The organism is Robertmurraya sp. DFI.2.37, assembly GCF_029211245.1.
Taxonomy (GTDB): Bacteria; Bacillota; Bacilli; order Bacillales; family Cytobacillaceae; genus Robertmurraya; species Robertmurraya methanolica_A.
This window is the reverse complement of the sequence record NZ_JARGEJ010000021.1, coordinates 1-18525: the sequence shown is the minus strand read 5'-3', so window position 1 is coordinate 18525 and position 18525 is coordinate 1. Positions and strand designations below refer to the sequence as shown.

The following is an 18525-nucleotide window of genomic DNA, read 5'->3' as shown; positions in this document are numbered from 1 at the left end:
TACGAGAAAGGATGGCGTTTTTGATGAATCCTATCATTTCAAATGAACTGAATCTTTTTGCACAAGAACTACAATACTTTTTATCTCCAGTAGTCTTACAAGATATCGCCAAACAAGTTGGCTTTGTACAGCGATCTAGTAAGTATCAAGCAAACGAACTCATTGCCCTTTGCGTATGGCTTAGTCAAGAAATCGCTAGCACATCACTTACACAATTGTGCAGTCAGTTAGAAGCTTCCACTGGGGTACTGATGAGCTCAGAAGGACTGAATCAACGCTTTAATCCAGCAGCTGTCGCATTTCTTCGAGAAGTCTTTACTTCTCTTCTCACACAAAAACTCTGTTCAAATCAATCGCTTTCTGTACACATGATCTCTACTTTCAATCGTATCCGTATTTTAGATGCGACAGTGTTTCAACTGCCTGATCATTTCGCCACTGACTATCAAGGTTCAGGTGGGAGTAGTAATACGGCAGGCGTGAAAATCCAATTGGAATATGATTTACTTAGTGGTCAATTTCTTAACGTGCAGCTTGGACCAGGAAAAAATAATGATAAAACATACGGTACCATCTGCCTTGAAACCGTAGAGGCGGGCGATTTGTGTTTGCGTGATCTTGGTTACTTCGATTTAGGAGACTTACAAGCCATTCATGATAAAGAGGCTTACTATATCTCGCGGTTGAAGCTGAATACACGCATTTATACCAAGAACCCTGAGCCAGAATACTTCAACAATGGCACGTTAAAAAAGCAAACAGAATACATCCAGCTTGATATGACACAAATGATGTCTGGTCTAACCCCTGGTGAAACGATGGAAATCCCCGAGGCATACATTGGCCAAAATCAGAAGCTTCCAGCACGTGTCATTATCCATCGTTTAACCGATGATCAAACGCAAACACGCCTGAAAAACCAAGCGATACGTGAAAAGAAGAAAGGCATTGTCATGAAGGATAAAAGTAAACGTTTAATGGGCATGAATGTATATATCACGAACACGTCGCTAGAAGAAGTACTGACGAATTACGTCCATTCATTGTATTCACTTCGTTGGCAGATTGAGATTTTGTTTAAAACGTGGAAGTCATTCTTTGAAATTGATGAATGTAAAAATATTAAAAGAGAACGCCTAGAGTGCCATTTATATGGACAACTCATTGGCATTCTCCTCTGTTCTTCTACGATGTTTCAAATGCGACAGCTTCTGCTTGAAAAGAAAAAGCAGGAGCTGAGTGAATACAAAGCGATTTATATGATTAAAGATTACTTTCCGTTACTGTTTCAAGCGATAGCAGTTGGCACAGAAGAACTTATGAAAATTCTGCATCGCCTTTATCAGCTGCTAAAAAAGAACGGTCGTAAATGTCATCGGTATAAGAAGATGACCGTCTTTGATATTCTAGGGGTTGTGTATGAAACGACGGTGAAGCATAGACAAGCTGCCTAGCGAAAAAATCGCGTTTTAATAGGCTTCTTTGGCATGCCTACTTTTCCATCACTCGCTAGTTTTAAAACAAGGATCATTTCGTATCTAGTAATTTACTTTGTTAGCTTGATGGGCATGCGGCAGGACCCCTTTTATAAAGATTAAGAAAGTCTATTTTTAGTCTTTACTAGATTTGTATTGCCTCCTATCTCGGAAAATGAGTATAGGGGGTTTTTTGTGTTAAAAAATTCTCAAAGGAGGGAATTATATGAGATTTGTGCAGGAAGAAATTAATATTTCAACTTCTAATTCAGGTCCTTATGGTATTGCTGTCACACAAAAAGGAAAGGTATGGTTTACCCAACATAAAGCAAATAAAATTAGTTGCCTCGACCAAGAAGGAGAGATGAAGGAATATCATGTTCCAACTGCTAATGCTAAAGTGATGTGTTTAACAATATCTTCAAAAGGAGAGATCTGGTTTACAGAAAATGGGGCAAACAAAATAGGAAGGATAACTGCTACTGGTATCATTAAAGAGTATTCTTTACCACACTCGAATTCAGCACCATATGGGATAACGGAAGGATGCAAAGGAGAGATTTGGTTTACGGAAATGAATGGAAATCGTATAGGTAAAATAACGGAGAAAGGTGAGATTTATGAATATGAATTACCCAATAAAGAGTCCTATCCTGCTTTCATTACACAAGGTCCAGATCGTTCACTATGGTTCACTGAAAATCAAAATAATGCAATTGGAAGGATAACTGAATCAGGTGAAATTACGGAATTCCAAATACCTACACCATCATCAGGACCGGTAGGTATAACAAAAGGGAACGATGATGCACTATGGTTTGTGGAAATATTGGGAAATAAAATTGGGAGAATCACCATTTCTGGTGAAATAAGCGAAATAAATATCCCCACTGCACATGCACGTCCTCATGCTATTACTCAAGGATTGGCTGGTGACTTGTGGTTCAGCGAATGGGGTGCCAATAAAATAGGAAGGATAACAAAAAATAATGTGATTGAAGAATACTTAATCCATACAACTAGTTCTGAACCTCATGGAATTGCATGTGATAATGAAGGCACCGTATGGTTTACGTTAGAATGCAATAAGATTGGAAGATTAAAATTAATGGTATGAAGATGGACAGTGTTATGGAATGAATAGACTGCTGGGATTAGACATTGACTTTTAATTCTTTATTAGAAGATGATTAAGTACTTTTTGTTAAGCGTTAGAGGAGCAAATGCTAAATATTGCTCCTCTAAACATTTCAATTTTTTAGTTTACATAATATACATTATAGGAAGTCGTGTGTAAAAAGAAAGACTCTGTCTCAATTCCAAAGTATACTTTAAATAGTGAGACAGAATAAAAATTATCCATTGAGGCTAGTTTTTTAACTGTTTGTTTTCTGTTATAGTATTCTATATGTTATATAGAAAGGAATTACACGATGAAATGCTTCTCTATTGATTTAGATGGAACTTTGTTAAATACTAACCGTGAAATCTCTTCAGAAAACTTACATGTTTTAAAGCAATTAAAAGCTCAAGGTCATTCTGTTATTATTAATACAGGTCGTGCTTATGATGATGTGATTCAATTTGCTGCACTTAAATCATTGCAGCTACCCATATTTACAATAAATGGTACGGTTATATATTCTGAGACTAAAGATGTATTATTCGAGGCTTCTATTCCTTTTTCTAGATATGTTGAGTTGTTTGCACTATTAAAGGAATTTGGTTTATGGGTTATGGTTTATACGAATCAAGGTGGATTTCCGTGTAGAAATCCGTATCTTCAAGGCAAAAATGATCAAGAAATCGAAGCCATTTTTGCGGATTATGATTATGGACAATTGCTCAATAAAAAGGATCTTGTCATTTATAAAATTATGGCTGTCTCTCGCCATGATCAATTGGATAAAATTGATGCTGTAAAAGCTGCTCTTCATGGTAAATGGCCTTTGACAATCGCTTCATCACATCCTAATAATGTTGAAATTACCTCGCCTGAGGCGAATAAAGGCGCAGCATTGTTGCGATATCAGAAATTAACGAATTTTCATTTTGACGAGATTTTTGCTTTTGGTGATGGCGGTAACGATGTGGAACAATTTAAAGTTGCTACTACTTCTATTGCGATGGCGAATGCTCCTGCTCCAATCCAGGAATACGCGGACATTATCACTAAATCAAACGATGACAACGGGTTTGCCTATGCAGTTCAAAATTTAATCGAATTCTAAAAGCAGCTTCCGAAAGCTGTTTTTAGAAATTTTATCAGTTAACATAATGTTATTATCGTTAATTAAATTTAATTAATGTATTGAGTAAACGAAAATGTGATTCATTTTATTAAAGTCGGATTTTATGTATATTGTTTTACTTAGAAGCTCTTTGTTTTTTAGTACCGAAGCAATCGTTTCTTGCATAACGCCTGCTTCCTCCCCTCCTTCTCCCCGCGCTATTTTTACTAATGTTTCAGTATGCTTGGAGGTACTAGAATAAATTACATAAACTGTAGTGAAAAACAAAAAACACAGGTAAACCCTGTGTCATGAAACGGATTCTTGCATTGCTGCAGTTAAATATTGTCTTGGTGTGCCGAAATATAGAAGTTGATGATAGAGCGGATAAATACTTTCAAATTGTATATAAATTGGTGAATCTAAGAGCCAAGGGTAATATTGGTATAAAGCTCTATCACCATATACGATCGATGTTAAAGCAAAGCTGAGCTCTTGCTGGAAAATCATGAACCGTATCTTTGAATTTTGCTCATCGTATTCTCCATTGCTCACATGTACTTTTCCGTTTAATACATATTGACCCATTCGCGGCACCCATTCGGCAATTACTTCATTATGAACGTTTGGATTGATGCAGCTTTCATCATAGCAATATCCAACTGTCAGAAATATTTCCCCTGTTTCTTCCGAATGAGTCATCGTATATTTTCTTTCGTCTACGGGCTTAAAAGGAGTAGCAGGCGGTAAAAATGTTACTTTTAAATTAGAAGGATTGAACTTGCTCATGGAAGGTGTCCCCCAAATGTTAAAGTATTGGTTAATGATAATATATGTTAAAAAATAACAAGGGTGACATGTGCCTAACATGAATGTCTAAATTTATCTTTGCCGCTGCTAATGAACCATTATTGCTCCATTTTAATATAAGGTGTTTCAATAACTTTTGTGGAAACAAGTGCCCATTCCCCACTTTTATACTCCCATGTTGACTCAATATTAGCGATCACATCTCCCTGGTGTGCACCGCTGATCGTCTGAACTCCTTTTAATCCTAATTTACTACCTTTTAGTTTGACAGGTTCAAGCTTGCTATACGACTGGACCATTAATTCAGTTGGCTCGTTTAAAATTCCGTTATAATAAAGCCCTGCATTTTCATAATCCTCTGCACGATTTTTTAAATTAAATTTATGTGACTTGTGATTATTATCAATATTAATCTTCGCCTTATAGCCATTTAAAAATTGACTTTGAATAATAAGTGGATCTGGAACAGTTAAATCGGTGATCCGATCGTCTTTTAAGGCATATAGATAGTGATTGCTAATTTCGCCACTGCCACTATTGCTGACAGAAACGAGCATGTCTTTGATACCGTCTTGATTAAGATCTTGAAACGTAAGATGTGGGCTAACCCCTTCTTCTAATTCAATTTGATGTTTGCCCCCATGATTGTCGACGACCTCAATCAAAAACCTTTTGTAGATATCATTTTCATCGTCCATTACTTCTCCTTTAACCAATATATTCTCCTCTTTACCATCTCCTGTTAAATCCTCGTGTTCTTCTATGATCGTTTTTACCTTTTCATTCTCATCTATCGCATAAGCACCTGTTATTGCTGTAATTGACATGAAAAATAAAGCGAAAATGACAACTAGAACTTCTTTTTTCATTATGTGAACCTCCTCTAATCTGTTATGATTAGAATGCCCATTTTTGGTAAAAAGATGCAAATCCTATGGAAAATAACAAAGATACGGGAGCTATCATATGTATAAATCTCCCTTGATTTAGTGAAGTATTTGGTTGGGGGTAAGTGGCTTTATTTGGGGTAGATGGTAAATATAACAGCCATGTTAACTTCTTGTGAGTAAGCATTTTTCTTTCCCATAAGAATACACCTCCTGAGTTACGTATTTTTTAAATACGATTCAGGAGGTGTTTTTTCCTCTTTCTTATTTAACTAGGTCTCTCCACAAGGATAGGTCTTTTTGTTCTTATTCTCTTACTTCTTCTCTTTCTTCCCAGGATTCGATTCCTTTCAAGCCAGGGATTGAATCTTTATAGAAGACAGGGTCTTTTCCTTGTTTTCTTTGCTGGCGATAATCAGTTAAAGCTTTAAAAGCGATATGACCAAGAAGGACAATTGCTGCGATGTTGATAAGGGCCATGATTCCCATAAACAAGTCAGCTAAATCCCATACAACAGCTAAATCAACAATTGATCCGAAAAAGACCATGCCAATCACAGCAATTCTGTAAATAAAGACAGCTGATTTATTCTCTTTAATAAACTCAATATTCGTTTCACCGTAATAGTAGTTTCCGATCACAGAACTGAAGGCAAAAAGGAAAATGGCAATCGCAACAAAAATGGTCGCCCAGCTTCCTAAATGTTGACTAAGAGCACTTTGTGTTAATTGGATACCGGTTTGGCCGGACATAAAGTTATCAGACAGCAAAATCATAAACGCTGTTGCAGAGCAGATAAGAATCGTATCAACAAAAACACCAAGAGTTTGAATGAGTCCCTGTTTAACAGGGTGTGACACACTTGCAGTTGCAGCTGCATTCGGGGCACTACCCATCCCTGCTTCATTTGAGAATAAACCACGTTTGATTCCCATCATGATCGCGGCACCAATACCACCACCGACCATTTCTTCAAGTCCAAAGGCATTGCGGATAATGAGTGAAAATAATGCCGGTACTTCCGTTATGTTTGTCATGACAACAAATAACGCGATTACGAGGTAAATCATGGCCATAATGGGTACGACAACCTGTGTGAAACGAGCAATTCTTTTAACGCCGCCAAATATAACAATGGCTGTTAAAAGCGCTAGTAATATTCCAACGACCGTTCGATTTGCACCGAAAGCTTCCATAAATGCAAGTGAAATCGTATTAGATTGGACGGAATTAAAAATGAGTCCGAAACAGAAAGTAATGATGATTGCGAAAATAATCCCCATAAAGCGGTTATTTAAGCCTTTCTCCATATAATATGCCGGTCCGCCTCTATATCCATCTCTGTCTTTAATTTTGTAAATTTGTGCAAGGGTACTTTCGACAAAGCTTGAACCGGCTCCTAAAAATGCGATTAGCCACATCCAAAATACTGCACCAGGCCCGCCTGCTGCAATGGCTGTTGCGACCCCAGCGATATTTCCCGTTCCTACTCTTGAAGCAGCACTAATACAAAAAGCTTGGAAGGAAGAGAGCCCTTTTTTTCCATTAGGAGTAATAGTTGCTTTGTCACCGAGTATTCGAAACATTTCTTTAAAATAAGACAACTGAACAAAGCCGCTCTTAATACTAAAGAAAAGTCCTGCTCCGATTAAAACGACAATTAAAATATAACTCCACAACAAATCATTTAAGAAATTAACTAATTCCATAAGTTCCCCCTAGTAGTAAAAAAAGTACATATTAATATCAAATCATATATTTGTATAAATATCAAAGTATAATTTTAAGTTATTCTAAAAAAATTTCTATTATTCGAGTTTTTATCCTTTTGCCGCAACAAAATTGTCATTTATTGTTCTGTTTAATTGTTGCATAAACTGTTTATTTTTCAATGAATGCCATGCAATTATGATGGTACTGCAGCCGCAAATCAAGAGCAGGAGCCAAACTGGGAGTGATTCAAGAAGAAAACCGAAAACGATAAATCCTAGTGGTGTCATACAGCTTGCTCCTGTTTCCACTAAAGACATAACACGACCTCGGTAGTTGTCAGGAGTATTTTTTTGTAAAAGAACCATTACTGGCATATTAATGAGCATAATAAATGCCGAAAGAAATATCACAAGAATAATGAGAAATGGAAAATAAAAAATATTTGAGAGTTCGCTTAAACCGGGAAAGTTTGGGACGCCGAGAAGGATTAACATGCTAGATAATCCGAATAAGCCTCCAAACACGCTTCGCTTTTTATTTTTAATTTCTCGTAATTGAGCTAATATGACCGACATGACAAGCATTCCAATGGAAAAGGCACCCTCGATAACTCCGAGCTGATAGGACTCCATACCTCTAATCGTTAAAACAAGATAAGGGAGAGCTACTGGGAAGACTGCAAACCAAAAGTTTAGAAACACTGCAAGGAAAATCAAGTTTTTAATAAATGCTTCTTGTTTAACATAGGTCAATCCAATTTTGAATTCAGTAAAAAAGGTTTCTTGCTTAGTCTCCTCTTTTTCTTTAGCAAATAATTGATAGTTTATGAAAATACTAGCTAATCCAGAGAGTGTAAAAGCAATGATGTTAAGGACCATGAAGGTTGAAATGGTTGTAAAGCCAAAAAGGACCCCACCTAAAACAGGACCAAGAATCGTAGAAATAGAAACGACTGCTTGATTTAATGACATGGCTTTTTGAATATAATTAGGACCAACCATATTGTGGATCGCTGACGTCACTGCTGTAGAATAAAATGTGTTAAGAGAGCTAAGAATAAAGGTAGCTAAAAATAACAGCCAAATTTGCTGTTGAAATGATGTAAATATAATAAAAATAAGGCCAAGCCATAACGCACAGGCGAAATCTGATATAATAATAATCTTCTTTCGATCCCAGCGATCACTTAATGTGCCTGCAATCGGTGCAAGTACAATTCGTGGCAGCACACTTACGAGCAATGTGATCGAGAAATTCAAGCTTGAACCAGTTTCTGCTAAAATAAAGAGTCCGATGGCAAATCCGTATATGGAGGAACCAAGCACGGCCGTTAGCTTTCCAATTAAAAAGAGGGTAATATTTCTTTTGACCGAGTTCGGCATTTAAATATCCTCCTCTTCATTTGGAAGTTTAATAAATTCACAATTGATTTCATAAGGGGTTCGCTTCTCCTCATTTTTTATTGAATTTTCTACATATTTTTCCAATAAAGCATCAAATTCTTTAATGAATTCGGTTAGTTCCTGATCGGATAAAGATAAAGGCGTTCCCCTTCTCATAAAATAATTTCTTTTTTCAGGAGTGAATTCATCTTTGAGTTTGAACTCAGTGGCTTTAGATCGATAGTACTTTTCTATGATCCCTTTGTTGTCTTTCGTTTCCACAAGCTCAATAATTCCACCGTTGTATAATTGTTGAATATGATAATGAATGCTTCCGTTTGATTTTCTTAGTTCGTCAGCGACTTGTTTTGCAGTCATAGCACGTTCATTCAATAAATAAATAATCTTTGCCCTAAGTGGACTTGAAATCAATTTTTGCTGATCTAACGTTATCTCCATCTGCTTTTTTTTATTCTCCATTTTTCATCACCCATTTCTTGAAGTTATTCCTTTTAAGTTTTGTTACTTGATTTAAAAATATTATACGTTCTAATTTTCTAGAATGCAATAATTAATTAGAATGATATAAAATAATGGGCTTCCTTATATTTTAATTTCTCCCTATGTAAATGGTTGATTTTGCAGTAGAAAAAATGAATCCAACTTTACTCGCTATTCTACATAAAGGCTGTGGTTGCTGATAATTTGAAAAAGTGGAGTCAATAAGGTAAGGGCAAGGAGCATAAAGCAAAAAAGGGAAATCCCCCTTTTATCCACCATAAAATCCCGAAAAACTTTCACAATAGAAAAAGCTGATATCAAAAAGGTTTCTAACGCCCTTTTGACACAGCTTTAAGAAATTTATATGTTAGGTTCCTCATTTTTTTCTGATATCGACTTCCAAATGGAATAAACCTTGCCGCTTTCACTCTCGTCAATGATGAAAGAGCCGTTTGTATAGCGATCATTATATCGCAAATCTGCTGCCTTAACACTTTCTACATGGCCTTTATCTGCTTGAACGAAAATTTCTTCCTCTTCCTTGGCGAGGACGGCGCCGATCACACGGTGCGGATTTGATTTCAATTCTCTCAGCATCACGACTCCGCGCTTTGCCCTTGACGTCAATTCAAATTCTGTTAATTTCATTTTTTTGATTGAGCCACGTTGAGTTACGATGACAACACTTTCTTCAGCTAAATTAGTAATGATATGGCCACTCGTCACATAATCCCCATCTTTTAAATTAATCCCTTTCACTCCTGCTGCACGGGCACCGACTAACGGAACCTCATCTTCAGTAAACCTTAATCCGTATCCCAGATAGGTTGTTAAAAAGAGTTCTGATTTGCCGTCTGTTTCGTGTACATTAATGAGTTCATCACCGTTTTTTAAATTGATGGCAACAAGTGGTTTGGAATATCTTTGTGCCTTATAGTGCTTTAATTCACTTTTCTTTATCATGCCATTTTTTGTAAAGAAAAGAAGATTAGCGTCTTTTTCAAACTCTTTTACAGGTAGGACCTTAATAATGGATTCATCGCGGTCAATTGGCACAATATTGGCCACATGTTGGCCGAGGTCCTTCCAGCGAATATCCGGTAATTCGTGGACAGGACAATATAAGTAATTCCCCTTATTCGTAAAGAGAAGGAGCACATCTGTTGTGTTCATTTCTAGCTGGGCTAAAAGGCGATCCGAGTCCTTCATCCCGAAGTCCTGTCCGTTTGAAGCGGCAAAGGAGCGCGGGCTTGTCCGTTTTACATAGCCTTCCTTTGTCACAGTAACAATCACGTCTTCACTGGCAATTAAAACCTCAAGATTGATTTTAATCTCTTCAATTTCTGCCTCAATTTGTGTTCGCCGTTCGTCTGCAAAGCGTTTTTTTACATCTTTCAATTCTTTTTTAATCACTGATAATAGCTTTCGTTCACTTGCTAAAATGGCAGAAAGCTCTTCCACTTTTTTAGCCAGCTCTTCTGCTTCCGCTTGCAAAGCAGTAATATCTGTGTTTGTTAAACGATAAAGCTGTAGCGAGACAATCGCTTCTGCTTGCGCTTCTGAAAATTGGAATTTTGCAATTAAATTATCCTTCGCATTTCGTTTATCTTTTGAAGAACGGATTGTAGCGATCACTTCATCAAGAATTGATAAAGCCTTCATTAATCCTTCGACAATATGCTGACGATCTTTTGCTTTTTGTAAATCATATTGTGTTCTTCTTGTCACGACCTCTTTTTGATGCTCGATATACGCATCAAGGAGATGGATGAGGCCCATCAATTTTGGTCTTCTATTATGAATGGCGACCATATTGAAGCTATAGGTGATTTGCAGGTCGCTATTTTTATATAAATAATTGAGAACACCATACGCATCCGCGTCTTTTTTTAGTTCGATGACAACGCGCAGGCCAGTGCGGTCGGTCTCATCACGCACTTTTGAAATGCCTTCCACTTTACGGTCTAATCGAAATTCATCGATCTTTTTTACGAGATTTGCTTTATTAATCTCATAAGGAATTTCGGTGATAACAATTTGTTGTTTGCCACCACGGGTCGTTTCGATCTCTGTCTTTCCCCGTACAATAAATTTACCTTTTCCTGTTTCGTAGGCTTTCTTAATTCCTTCAACACCTTGAATAATTCCGCCAGTTGGGAAATCAGGCCCTTTAATAACGGTCATTAAATCGTCCACCGTTGTTCGGGGGTTTTCCATGCGCATGATTACGCCATCAATTATTTCTCCTAAATGATGCGGAGGAATATCTGTCGCATATCCGGCCGATATTCCGGTTGAACCATTTACAAGAAGATTAGGATACATCGCAGGAAGAACAGTTGGTTCATTTGCTGTATCATCGAAGTTTGGAACAAGATCAACCGTGTGTTTCTCAATATCCCTTAAAAGCTCCGCAGCGATCGCGGATAGTCTTGCTTCTGTATAACGCATTGCTGCAGGCGGATCGCCATCAATGCTTCCGTTATTTCCGTGCATCTCAACGAGGAGATTGCGAACTTTCCAATCCTGGCTCATCCGCACCATCGCTTCATATACAGAGCTATCACCGTGAGGGTGGTAGTTGCCGATGACATTTCCGACCGTTTTTGCGGACTTTCGAAACCCTTTATCGCTCGTATTCCCTTCAACATGCATGGCATATAGAATCCTTCTTTGAACAGGCTTTAATCCATCTCTCGCGTCTGGTAATGCCCGGTCTTGAATAATGTACTTACTATAACGGCCAAATCGGTCGCCAAGGACATCTTCTAATGGGAGGTCACGAAATTTTTCCACATTACTCACGATTCAGCAACCTCCTCTTCCACTAAAATATTCTCATTTTCAAGAATGCTGCCATCCTCTTCTAACCCAAATGCAACATTTGTTTCAATCCATTTTCGGCGAGGTTCAACTTTATCGCCCATCAAAGTAGTTACGCGTCTCTCTGCTCGCGCTGCGTCATCAATTCGGACGCGGATTAATGTCCTCGTTTCCGGATCCATTGTTGTTTCCCACAACTGATCCGCGTTCATTTCACCAAGCCCTTTATAGCGCTGGATCATATAGCCTTTGCCGACTTTTTTAATGGCATCATCGAGCTCGTCATCACTCCAGGCATACTCAATCACTTCTTTTTTGCCAGTTCCCTTGCTCACCTTATATAAAGGAGGAAGCGCGATAAACACTTTCCCAGCTTCAAGAAGTGGCTTCATGTAACGGTAAAAGAATGTCAGGAGAAGAACTTGAATATGTGCCCCATCTGTATCGGCATCTGTCATGATGACTACCTTATCATAATTACAATCCTCTACATTAAAGTCAGCACCCACTCCTGCACCGATTGCATGGATAATCGTATTAATTTCTTCGTTTTTGAAAATATCAGCAAGTTTGGCTTTCTCTGTATTGATAACCTTACCACGTAATGGCAGCACTGCCTGAAATTTGCGATCTCGTCCTTGCTTCGCTGAACCACCAGCCGAATCACCCTCAACTAAGTAGAGTTCGTTTCGCTGTGGATTGCGAGACTGTGCGGGGGTTAGTTTCCCAGAAAGTACAGCCTCTCCTTTTTTCCTTTTTTTGCCGCTCCGTGCTTCCTCTCGTGCTTTACGGGCAGCTTCCCTTGCCTGATATGCTTTTATCGCCTTTTTAATTAAGAGCGAGCTGATATCAGGATTTTCTTCTAAAAAGTAGGAAAGGTGCTCAGACACAACAGCATCGACAGCTGATCTTGCTTCGCTCGTTCCGAGTTTTCCCTTCGTTTGGCCTTCAAATTGAAGGAGCTCTTCCGGTACTCGAACAGATATAATCGCTGCAAAGCCTTCACGAATGTCAGCTCCATCAAGATTTTTATCCTTTTCTTTAAGAAGATTTACTTTTCGAGCATACTCGTTAAAAGCACGAGTCAGTGCGGTTTTCGCACCAACCTCATGGGTTCCACCATCCTTAGTGCGAACATTGTTCACAAAAGATAGAACGTTTTCAGAGTATCCATCATTAAATTGAAAAGCAAAATCTACCTCTATCTCAGAATTTACACCTTCAAAGCTAACTACTGGATGAAGGACATCCTTTTCTTCGTTCAAGTATTGAACAAATGCTTCGATACCATTTTCATAATGAAATTCTTCCTTCATTTCATTTCGTTCATCGATAATTTCAATTTTCATTCCTTTTAATAGAAAGGCAGATTCGCGAAGACGTTCGCATAAAGTATCATAATTGTAGGTCGTAGTTGAAAAAATCGTTCGATCCGGTTTGAAATGAATCGTTGTCCCTGTTTGGTTTGTTTTTCCTACTTTTTCAAGCGTTGTGACAGGAATACCGCCATTTTCAAAGCGCTGCTCATAAACAAACCCATCTCTTTTTATTTTGACAACGAGCCATTCTGAAAGTGCATTAACTACCGATGCACCGACACCGTGCAAGCCTCCACTTGTTTTATAACCGCCTTGGCCAAACTTTCCTCCTGCATGAAGGACTGTTAAAATGACTTCCGGAGTCGGCTTGCCAAGCTTATGCATACCAGTTGGCATTCCGCGCCCTTTATCTTGAACGCTAATCGAATTGTCTTTATGTATTTTAACGATGATCTGGTCTCCGTAGCCGGCTAGAGCCTCGTCAACAGAGTTATCGACAATTTCATATACTAAGTGGTGAAGTCCTCTCGAATCTGTACTGCCAATGTACATCCCGGGGCGTTTCCGAACTGCTTCGAGACCTTCTAACACTTGAATGGCATCATCATTATAATCGAAGCTTTGCTGATTTCTTGCCACTTACATACCCCTTTCAGTTGCTACAATCTTATATTTTTAGTTTAAAAAGAACGTTTCATTAACAACGATCAATGAACGAATTAATCGTGAATTAGTCGTTTTCACTCTTAGAACGAGTGTTCCTGATGTTTATCTTATCATATCAACGGGCTTTTTTCTTAAAGTTTTACAGAAAAGGAACAACAGCTTCAATCCCATAAAAAGAAACGTCTATGCCCTATTGTATATAAATATAACGATTTAGCAAATAGGTGACGAACAATTTACTTTTGTTTTCACTTGCACAATACGTTTATCTCGATAATGAAAGGAGTTCTCGGAAAAGGCGTTCCCCGCCATATATAGGAATAAAGAATCATTTTGAAAGGAAGTAAAAAACTGTCAAGTAACCCTGACAGTTTTTGCTAAAAAATGTTCATTTCGTTAATGCATGTTCGACTTTTATACAGCGGTCCATAATGACTGTATAACCTTTTTCTTTTAAAAATTGATAGGCATCTTCATTAACGACTCCGAGCTGAGCCCAGAAAATTTCAGCGTCAATTTCGGCAAAATCTTTTGCAATCTCCATTAAATGCTCAGGACGTCGAAAGACATTAACAATATCGACATGCCCCTCTATTTCCTTTAATGTTTTTACTGCTTTAACACCGAGAACTTCGTCTACTGTTGGATTGACAGGAATGATCTCATAACCTGCATCTTGCATCGCTTTCGATACCATATATGACGTTCTTTCAGGGTTTCCGCTTAGTCCAACAACAGCAATTCGTTTAACTCTTTTAAGGATTTTTCCGATTTCTTCACGGCTTGGATTTTCTATTGCCATTTTTTCATCTCCTTCGATAATGCAGTTGGTTTTTGGCTATGTTTCATAAGATGCTATGCAGTTCCCATGAAAAGGGCAAATCCTCCTTTTCATGCAGAAAAATAGTAGCCTTTGTTTGCAATGTAGTATCTCCTTCATTTTACGCTTTCAGTATAAAAAAATCATGTTATTGTACTTAGCTGTTCCAAAATTTATTTTTGCGTAACCTGTTCATTATCCATATTTAAGGCTAGCCAAGCTAATTCGTTAGCAAATGAACGCGACCAGCTGGCAATTCCAGCTAACTGATATTTTGTAGCCAACTCAGCTCTCTTTCTGAGTGAAAGCTCATCTTCGAGCCAAATTTTATAAGTGCTTTTCTCTTCATCAACATAAAGCTCAGCATAGTTTTGACCACTTGCCTCATCATAAGTAGGGGTCAGTTGATGAACATCTAACCATTCCTGTACTTTATCCATCGACAAAGCGGATGATGATACTTCGCCCGAATCTTTCACCTGCCATAGTCGTGCATACAACGGCACCCCAAGGATAAGTTTTTCGTTTGGGACAACTTCAAGAAGCTTTTGCAAGTTGTTCTCTACCCATGGAAGGCTAGCAACACTCCCAGCAATTGGAGAAGAACCCCAATGCTCGTCATAGGCCATTACTGCTAAATAATCGACAATATCCGCTAGCTTTTCTCGTTCGTAGAACTCGGACCAATTTCCATCAGCGATAAACGTAATATCCATCGATACAATAAGACCAGCTTCATGGAAATACGGAGTCGCTTCTCTTACAAATTGGGTTACGAGTGGGCCGTGCTCAGCTTTGACATTTTCAATGTCCAAATTTATGCCGTCAAGCTGATAAATTTGGCTGTAATGGAGCAAAGTCCTGATGATCTTTTGCCTGGTGTCAAAATCTTTAAAAGCTTGATAGGTTAAATCTGGATCAAATGCATTTGAAAAAAGTCCCCATACTTGATAGCCTTTATCTTTAGCCCATTCCACATACGGTAAAGAACCGAGGTTTTTAACATCTCCTGCTGCATTTTCCAATTCAAACCATGTAGGTGATACGACATTAACTCCTGGCATTTGCGGAAGGCTGCTTGGGTGTGGGGTTTTCGTATAAACAGCTTCCCAAGTTAGTTGAATTGGTCCTTCTATTTCAGGCAATGAAGCTTTTTTTTGTTCCCTTACGACCGTAATGATTTCCTTATCATGTGCACTAATTAAATTTTTGTGAACGTAACCGGCTATGCCATTTTCTTTACGTACAAGAAAATAGTCTCCTTCTTGGCCTTCGATAAAAATTTGTTCTCCTTTGCTAAGCTCAGCTGTGTAAGGAGATTGAAGACTAGCTTCCGTTCTAAGGCGCAACTTCTCATTATGAACATCCTTCTTTGTAACAGTACCATGAATAAATTCGTCCCCGTTTTGTTGTATCAAGACAGCATTTGAATTTGGTAGAATGGTTGATTGCAGAGGGAAAAACTTTATTACTGGCTCAAGCGCCACATAAAGTTGACCTGCCTCGTCTTTAATCGGTGAAAAATGAAGTTCCACCGGTTCTTCATTTACGTAATAGGTTAATGACTCTGAAGGCATTTGTACAACCTTGTCTGCTGTAGTAATAATAATCGAATTAGATTTTTCATCATAGGTGACACTGTCATCAATATGGTCTTGAATAAAGGTTAAAGGAATATAGACACTTTCTCCATCTAGAATCGCATTTCCCTTTTGTGTACCGTTTAAAATAATCGGATTTTCTCCGCTAAAATATTCTCGTTTTTCCTTTGAGGCGAAAGGGTAAAGAAGCAGTAGAATACTAGAAATGATCATACAAAATGCGAGCACTAGCCCTCCAATGATCCAGCCCTTCGAGATCGTTTTCTTTTGCTGATAGCTTACACGTACCATGAATGACTTTCCTCCTTAATCTCATCGTAACGAATTCTCTTCCACTTGAAAAGGAAAACCTCTCATAAGGATGAAATTTCAATGATTTTGACGAGGATTGTCGGAGAAAAAAAGAAAACAAACGATCAGAACTATTTTCAAAGCATTGTGAAATGGCTTCCTTGCATGGTACAATATTAAAACATTAGTAGTAGGTCATAATGACAACTAGAAAAGCATAAACTACCTTCAATTTCCCTGTTCCAACGATGCTTGCTAGGAATACTGAGCCGCTCTTCAGACCGGATGATCGATCGGACTTCTAAAGTGTAGAAATCTTCGCAGCATCATAATCATCCCATGAAGAAGAGGAGCGAAAGGAGTTAGCTGAAAGGTGTTTATGATAGACAACTGAAAAAGAAATTCAGCTTTTATGGCGAAGGAGAACAATATAATATGGTCATTATTGCAATCATTATTTTATCTTATTTACTTGGCTCCATTCCTTCTGGACTTATAGTCGGAAAAGCGAAAGGGATTGACATTAGAGAACATGGAAGTGGAAATTTAGGTGCGACAAACACCTTCCGTGTTCTCGGAGTCAAAGCTGGGATTATTGTTACTCTTGCGGATATTTTAAAAGGAACGCTTGCGACCGCTCTGCCCGATCTACTTCAATCAGACTTACATTTACATCCTTTAATTCCGGGAGTTATCGCTGTCATTGGGCATATGTTTCCTATTTTTGCTGGATTTAAAGGAGGAAAAGCAGTTGCAACTTCTGGTGGCGTGCTCCTATGCTATGCCCCCTTAATGTTTGTCGTAATTGTCGTTGTTTTCATTCTTTGTTTGTACATAACGAAATACGTCTCCTTATCTTCCATTGTTGCTGCTGTTGCTGCCTTAATATATGCATTCATCGATGGTGATCACGCCCTCATTATTGTTGTATCGATTCTCGCATTTTTTGTGATTTATCGTCATCGGGCCAACATATCTCGTATAAAAAATAAAACAGAGCCAAAAGTTAAATGGCTATAAAAGACATATACTCGTCTTTTATAGCTTTTTTTATTGGTTACCAATGTTAATGAGCAACATTTAATGGGAATCTTTTTTGTTATAGGTACCAACTTAGCACTGTAAGTCGTCATTAATCTGATTGAAAAGAGCTTAAGGTAGGGATAATTTCCTACTTCCATATTAATAGAATTGTGAGAAACCAAGGTCTCACTCGAAATGAACAAACATCGTTTTCGCAATTTAACAAAGATGAAATATTGTTCTTAATAAGATAAATATCGTTCTTTATTGATAATATTCTACAAATTTTGTATACTACAAGTATAAAAACTAAGGAAAATCTAAAATGATCACGCTTTTATCTTGATGTTTGAAAAGAGTTTGCCGCTTTAAAATTTACTTTAAATATACATAATTTGATGTTTTTCGCCATAGACATATACAAATCAAGTTTCATTTTCCTTCTCACTTTGGATTTTTTGTTTGTGGAGAAGGTGATGGGTTGATTTAAAATGATGAAGGATGGATGAAAAATGGAATACGATCAATATTTGAGCTTACCGTTTCCCTATATCTGTATTGACGAGAATTTAAATGTTATTGCAGCATCGGCAAACTTAAAATGTCCAAACAATATTAATGATTTCATTACAGCAGACAGCATCGATGATTTTTTGCAATTTATTGGAACACAAGAAATAGATTCAAAAGTATTTTTATTAAATTTTCAAGAGGAAGCATCTGCACCATATCGAATATATAAAAAAAGAGAGAACTATAAATTCCACTTGTTATTATGGTACCTATAGTTAGGACACTTGAAAAAGAGTGTTTTATCTATAGGTATTTTTTTATATACTTAAACTTACTAAATAGGAACTAGGGGACAACATGAGTAAAATAACATTTTCAACTACAGAGGTAAAAATGCTTCAAAAGAATCCAAACGTACAAAGTGTTAGCGAGAGATCTATTACATATACAGATTCATTTAAGAATAAAT

Annotated in this window: 14 protein-coding genes; 5 read left to right on the top strand and 9 right to left on the bottom strand. The window is 37.6% G+C overall.

The features are described from left to right. The first annotated feature begins 23 nt into the window (after positions 1-23). The 3 genes from PZE06_RS12815 to PZE06_RS12805 all read left to right on the top strand — a co-directional run bounded on the left by PZE06_RS12815 (position 24) and on the right by PZE06_RS12805 (position 3706). A complete protein-coding gene (locus PZE06_RS12815; protein WP_026585316.1) occupies positions 24-1454 on the top strand; it encodes an IS4 family transposase in 1431 nt (476 codons plus the stop codon). Between the two features lie 247 nt (positions 1455-1701). Continuing rightward, positions 1702-2592: a Vgb family protein gene (locus PZE06_RS12810; protein WP_150916078.1), complete on the top strand. Its 891-nt coding sequence runs from the start codon at positions 1702-1704 to the stop codon at positions 2590-2592. Positions 2593-2908: 316 nt separating this feature from the next. After that, on the top strand, positions 2909-3706 hold the full coding sequence (locus tag PZE06_RS12805; protein ID WP_150916080.1) for an HAD family hydrolase: 798 nt from the start codon (positions 2909-2911) through the stop codon (positions 3704-3706). 309 nt (positions 3707-4015) lie between these two features. Here PZE06_RS12805 and PZE06_RS12800 read toward each other — a convergent pair whose 3' ends face one another. The 9 genes from PZE06_RS12800 to PZE06_RS12760 all read right to left on the bottom strand — a co-directional run bounded on the left by PZE06_RS12800 (position 4016) and on the right by PZE06_RS12760 (position 16520). Beyond that, complete coding sequence (locus tag PZE06_RS12800) at positions 4016-4495, bottom strand: staygreen family protein (RefSeq protein WP_150916082.1); 480 nt, start codon at positions 4493-4495, stop codon at positions 4016-4018. A gap of 119 nt (positions 4496-4614) precedes the next feature. After that, positions 4615-5385, bottom strand: a complete 771-nt coding sequence (locus PZE06_RS12795; RefSeq protein WP_150916084.1) for a hypothetical protein — start codon at positions 5383-5385, stop codon at positions 4615-4617. Between the two features lie 324 nt (positions 5386-5709). Beyond that, positions 5710-7113: an alanine/glycine:cation symporter family protein gene (locus PZE06_RS12790; protein WP_150916086.1), complete on the bottom strand. Its 1404-nt coding sequence runs from the start codon at positions 7111-7113 to the stop codon at positions 5710-5712. Between the two features lie 111 nt (positions 7114-7224). Continuing rightward, the gene (locus PZE06_RS12785) at positions 7225-8499 is read right to left on the bottom strand and encodes an MFS transporter (protein WP_150916088.1); all 1275 of its coding nucleotides are present in this window, start codon (positions 8497-8499) and stop codon (positions 7225-7227) included. Next, positions 8500-8979 carry an ArsR/SmtB family transcription factor gene (locus PZE06_RS12780; protein ID WP_225315215.1) on the bottom strand — a complete coding sequence of 160 codons (480 nt, stop codon included), beginning with the start codon at positions 8977-8979 and terminating at the stop codon, positions 8500-8502. A gap of 381 nt (positions 8980-9360) precedes the next feature. Then, the gene (parC, locus tag PZE06_RS12775) at positions 9361-11805 is read right to left on the bottom strand and encodes a DNA topoisomerase IV subunit A (protein WP_150916090.1); all 2445 of its coding nucleotides are present in this window, start codon (positions 11803-11805) and stop codon (positions 9361-9363) included. Further along, entirely contained in the window at positions 11802-13781 is a 1980-nt protein-coding gene (gene parE / locus PZE06_RS12770) for a DNA topoisomerase IV subunit B (RefSeq protein WP_150916092.1), read from the bottom strand. Before parE ends, parC begins: the two co-directional genes overlap by 4 nt. A 415-nt stretch (positions 13782-14196) precedes the next feature. Next, complete coding sequence (locus PZE06_RS12765; RefSeq protein ID WP_150916094.1) at positions 14197-14610, bottom strand: CoA-binding protein; 414 nt, start codon at positions 14608-14610, stop codon at positions 14197-14199. A gap of 191 nt (positions 14611-14801) precedes the next feature. Continuing rightward, positions 14802-16520: a glycosyl hydrolase family 18 protein gene (locus PZE06_RS12760; RefSeq protein ID WP_150916096.1), complete on the bottom strand. Its 1719-nt coding sequence runs from the start codon at positions 16518-16520 to the stop codon at positions 14802-14804. Positions 16521-16955: 435 nt separating this feature from the next. Between PZE06_RS12760 and plsY the strand changes: the two genes are divergently transcribed. Together plsY and PZE06_RS12750 are read left to right on the top strand one after the other, a co-directional pair. Continuing rightward, entirely contained in the window at positions 16956-17540 is a 585-nt protein-coding gene (gene plsY, locus PZE06_RS12755; RefSeq protein WP_150916098.1) for a glycerol-3-phosphate 1-O-acyltransferase PlsY, read from the top strand. A 515-nt stretch (positions 17541-18055) separates the two neighbouring features. Next, positions 18056-18331, top strand: coding sequence for a hypothetical protein (locus PZE06_RS12750; RefSeq protein WP_150916100.1), 276 nt, complete (start codon positions 18056-18058; stop codon positions 18329-18331). Positions 18332-18525: the final 194 nt, after the last annotated feature.

Excerpts from the sequence above, each read along its gene's own strand:
- PZE06_RS12810 (WP_150916078.1), top strand. The coding sequence starts at position 1,702 with ATGAGATTTGTGCAGGAAGAAATTAATATTTCAACTTCTAATTCAGGT.
- PZE06_RS12785 (WP_150916088.1), bottom strand. The coding sequence starts at position 8,499 with ATGCCGAACTCGGTCAAAAGAAATATTACCCTCTTTTTAATTGGAAAG.
- PZE06_RS12780 (WP_225315215.1), bottom strand. The coding sequence starts at position 8,979 with ATGGAGAATAAAAAAAAGCAGATGGAGATAACGTTAGATCAGCAAAAA.
- plsY (WP_150916098.1), top strand. The coding sequence starts at position 16,956 with ATGGTCATTATTGCAATCATTATTTTATCTTATTTACTTGGCTCCATT.
- PZE06_RS12795 (WP_150916084.1), bottom strand. The coding sequence starts at position 5,385 with ATGAAAAAAGAAGTTCTAGTTGTCATTTTCGCTTTATTTTTCATGTCA.
- PZE06_RS12805 (WP_150916080.1), top strand. The coding sequence starts at position 2,909 with ATGAAATGCTTCTCTATTGATTTAGATGGAACTTTGTTAAATACTAAC.
- PZE06_RS12760 (WP_150916096.1), bottom strand. The coding sequence starts at position 16,520 with ATGGTACGTGTAAGCTATCAGCAAAAGAAAACGATCTCGAAGGGCTGG.
- PZE06_RS12765 (WP_150916094.1), bottom strand. The coding sequence starts at position 14,610 with ATGGCAATAGAAAATCCAAGCCGTGAAGAAATCGGAAAAATCCTTAAA.
- PZE06_RS12750 (WP_150916100.1), top strand. The coding sequence starts at position 18,056 with ATGGAATACGATCAATATTTGAGCTTACCGTTTCCCTATATCTGTATT.
- PZE06_RS12800 (WP_150916082.1), bottom strand. The coding sequence starts at position 4,495 with ATGAGCAAGTTCAATCCTTCTAATTTAAAAGTAACATTTTTACCGCCT.
- PZE06_RS12790 (WP_150916086.1), bottom strand. The coding sequence starts at position 7,113 with ATGGAATTAGTTAATTTCTTAAATGATTTGTTGTGGAGTTATATTTTA.
- PZE06_RS12815 (WP_026585316.1), top strand. The coding sequence starts at position 24 with ATGAATCCTATCATTTCAAATGAACTGAATCTTTTTGCACAAGAACTA.